Source organism: Donghicola mangrovi, from assembly GCF_013377535.1.
Lineage (GTDB): Bacteria > Pseudomonadota > Alphaproteobacteria > Rhodobacterales > Rhodobacteraceae > Donghicola > Donghicola mangrovi.
The window spans coordinates 1-4,005 of sequence record NZ_JABCJE010000031.1 but is presented as its reverse complement, the minus strand read 5'-3'; the positions used below and the strand labels follow the sequence as shown (position 1 = coordinate 4,005).

Genomic DNA, 4,005 nt, shown 5'->3' with positions numbered 1-4,005 from the left:
AATTGCGTCAGACTCTAATCGATGATGGAGGAAAAATCCCGTGGCAGGTCACGAGGCACTCGGACCGGAGCTTACTGTTGAACGCCCCGATGTAGTCGCTGAAGGGAACCGCTGTCAGGAACAGGTCGATGGGGCGGCCTTGGCTGTCGCAGATGGCGTGCAACTTAGTGTTCATGCCGCCCTTGGTTCTGCCGATCAGGCATCCACGCCCCCCCTTTTTGTCGCCCAGGCTGGACGCTCTACGTTGGGCTTTCAGATAAGATGAACAATCATCACGGTCGCGTGCTCGCCGTACTCATGGCCAGCCCCGCCATGAATCGAGCGAAGGAACTCCGGACGTTCCACCGCCTACAACGGTTGTAGAGCGTCTTGTGGGGGACATACCCTGCCATACTCACATGGCGCGTCACGCGACCGTAAACCGTTGCGATTGATGAAGATAGCTGCTCAGTGACCGACGGTCGTCGCACCGAGACCTACCATGTGACTTCTGGAAGTAAGGCTCCAGACGGACCATTGCGCATCACTCAATTCAAGAAGATCAGACATGCTCACCGCTCGTGTTCGAACGATGCAAAACGCACGACGAACCAAATCAATGGGCCCTGCCCCTAGAAAAGCACAGCATCCCCCTCCTCGATGAGATAGGCACTTGAAATTCTTGCAACATCAACCTTTTCGCCATAGACGTCTGCCGAAAATAAAAAATAATCTCCTTTGGAGACAAAATGGAATGTTGGATCGGAAACGCCATCAATTCCTGTAACTTTTATCTGATCACCTTCCTCCTGATTGAAATCCAAAATTCTATCAAGCTCATCCAAAATCCCTAAATCGAAAACAAATACATCCGCCCCGGGACCGCCAGTTAAAACATCTCGCCCAAGCCCCCCCATCAGAGTATCATCTCCATTCTGTCCGTTCAATTTATCATTTCCTTCGCCTCCACTAATAATATCATTTCGCGTCCCTCCATTTAGGACATCATTTCCAAGGCCACCTTCGATTGTGTCATCCCCCCCACCGCCAATGATGCGATCATCTCCCTCCTCACCTCCAAGGAGATCTCTATTTCCATTTCCCTTTAGAATATCGCTACCATCACCTCCGATGAGTGTGTCTGCACCCCCGCCGCCAGTGAGCGTATCATCGCCCGCCTGTCCATACAGCACATCACCGTCCTTACTTGATCTAAGGACATCGCGATCTGGTCCACCGTACAAATAGTCCAGACCAGAGCCACCGATAAGTGTATCATTTCCGGCCTCGCCGAAAAGCTGATCAGAACCATCTATTCCTGAATCAAATACATAATCATCACCATTCCAACCGTACGAAAAATCATCGCCCGGCCCACCGTCAATTACATCATTACCATCCATTCCAACGAGAGTGTCAGAACCATCCTCCCCAAAGATCGTGTCATCATGAACAGATCCGGAATTAACATTATCCCGATCATCGCCCCTCAAATAAAGGGAACCCGTTAGGTCCCAAACAGTGCCATCGGAAAATACAACTTGTTCGATATGGGATCCGATATCATGACCGCCGATGCCAGGCGTAATTTTAACTGAAAAATGGTAATCTCTTTCCGCACCTTCGATAACAATATGCCACCTAGCCCAATCGATGTACGATCGAACATCGGAAGGCACAACGTCTAAAAATATTATCTGATCAAAACCTTCATTTGAAGCTTCTATTACAAGCTCAATATTCGAATCTGTTGCCCCATCGCTTCGGGAGAAAACATAGGTATCGTTTCCTTCTCCACCAACCAGGGTATCCGCCCCCTCTCCACCGATAAGTGTATCATTTCCCAATCCACCGATCAAATAATCTGAACCTGATTGAGCTTCAATTACATCATCTCCAGCTAATGCGTTAAAGGTCGTACCCTCTCCGTTACCAAACAATACATTATCACCATCGGTGCCAACAGAAGCATCAATGCTTGAATTTCCTAACACTAGGTTCGGAGATGCTTCCGAAGCAGTTAAAATGGATCCACCATATAGATCCAAGACTCCAAATTCACTTGTATAAAGTATTCCATTATCCAAATCACCAAATGCGCTCATATCGGAATTTGGAGACTCGTCTGATAAACTCGGGATATCCCACACTTTCACATAGTCAACTTCGAAAGATGCACCATCGGGCGTTGTATCATCTGGATCGCCATCCCATCCCCCTAAAGCCAAATTAAGATGTAGAGAATGGGGAGTATGCATGTTCGCCGGAGTGGGGGTACGCAACATTATCATCCCATCAAACGTATATGTAAGAGTTTGAGGGGTCCAAAGGACGCCATATGTATGAAATTCTTCGCTAGTATCAGGTACAAGCCACGAGTCTGCTATGGTTACCTTATCACCCCAAAGGGCCCCGTGCGTTGCTGCACGATAAACATTAGGCAGGCTTCCCAATGCTTCGAGAATATCGGATTCTGGAGGCCAAGTGTAATCAGATGGAACTAGCCAGAACGCAGGCCACAGTCCTTGGCCAGCCGGTGTTTTTGCTCTAACCTCGAAATATCCGTAAGTCTGCTCGAAAGTCCCGTGCGTCTCCAAGCTACCAGATAGCCAAGTCTCCGCTATCTCTTCCTTCAAATGATCTGGGGTCCGAACCGCAGTGATGGACAGAATGCCCTCAGAGATGGAAAATGGGTTCACATTAATACTTTTTCCATTCTCGGTGACAGAGTTTAAGTCAACATAGCGTTGGAATCTGTTACCCCTTGATATGGATGAAGTGACCGGGTGACCATTTGCTGGTGTTGTAGTCCAATTCCCATTTCTTAAAGATTCCTCACTATCGAAATTGTCCTCAAATACCACCTGCGCACCCAAAAGTATATCCCTTTTGAATGCCTCGATTATTGGCGTTGCTGAAAAAAAATCTTCAAACTGCACATTCTCAAGCAATAGGCTTTGCGTCGCAGAGAACGAAATGAGCAAGCCATCATTGGTTTGGGTAGATATTTCCTCAAGAGAAGAAAGTTCATCAATACCCATAGACCAAAAAGTTAACTTGTCCTCATAGGGTGAGAAGTCCGTTATAACATCGTGTCCGTCACCGCTTGCGAATGAAAATTGGTCGTTACCACCTCCACCCGTCAGCGTGTCATTACCTTTCGAGCCAGAGATTGCCTGATCACCATCTCCAGAGGTAATAACGTTATCTATTTCATTTCCGACAATTGTGTACCAATTTGAACTCCTCTTAAAAATAACTTCCTCTATGTTATCAGGCATAACGATGTGATCGTAAGCCCATATTACATCATACCCCCCCTCCATTTCTTCAATGACCTGAGTAGAGGAGTTATACAGTCTGTAATGATCATTGCCATCTCCCCCGATCAACAGAGTGCCTTCCGACGAATTAAATATATAGTCCCCACCACTCAAGCCGTAAACTACCACACCAGGCTCGTTTGCGTAAATTGTGTCTCTATTTTCCGTTCCGACTATGACTGTCAATCTCGACCCACCCCTAGTTCAATCGATCGCAACCCATTGCCATGATGCAAATTTGGTTGCGCCACACTTTGCAATATTTGAATTATTAGAAAAAATTCTTAGAGCTACCCATAGGCATAGATACTACACCGAAGATAATCTAATTTCAAAATTAAATCGGAGGAATACTGACATCACGATATCAGCGCACCCCCTAATCATCCGATCACGCATTAGCTTGCGTCGATTACATAGTCTTATTTAAATAGTTGAGCATGAAACCACATACGCAAAGTCTGGACCTACAGCCAGTAAATGACGAATGCGGCGAGGACGATTTCTAATAGGAACACCTTGGGGTATCAGGCGTATCGTGTTACTATGCGCCGCCAGTCCTTCAGTCTGCCGAACATGATTTCAATTCGATTTCGTCATTCGTAGCGACGCTTGTCGTAGTGTGAGCCTCCCCCACTGAACTGGTCCGCCCCTCTAGTTAGGAGATGGAGTACCACCGATGGCCAACAAACGACCAAAACCC

General features: G+C 47.0%; 1 protein-coding gene and 2 pseudogenes. All 3 read right to left on the bottom strand.

All coding sequences use genetic code 11. The features are described from left to right. Positions 1-82: 82 nt before the first annotated feature. Positions 83-549: pseudogene (locus tag HJ536_RS20605) on the bottom strand (transposase); the annotation flags it as partial. 62 nt (positions 550-611) lie between these two features. Next, the gene (locus tag HJ536_RS21155) at positions 612-3,488 is read right to left on the bottom strand and encodes a family 16 glycosylhydrolase (protein WP_177159262.1); all 2,877 of its coding nucleotides are present in this window, start codon (positions 3,486-3,488) and stop codon (positions 612-614) included. 341 nt (positions 3,489-3,829) lie between these two features. Next, positions 3,830-3,922: pseudogene (locus HJ536_RS20595) on the bottom strand (IS5/IS1182 family transposase); the annotation flags it as partial. Positions 3,923-4,005: the final 83 nt, after the last annotated feature.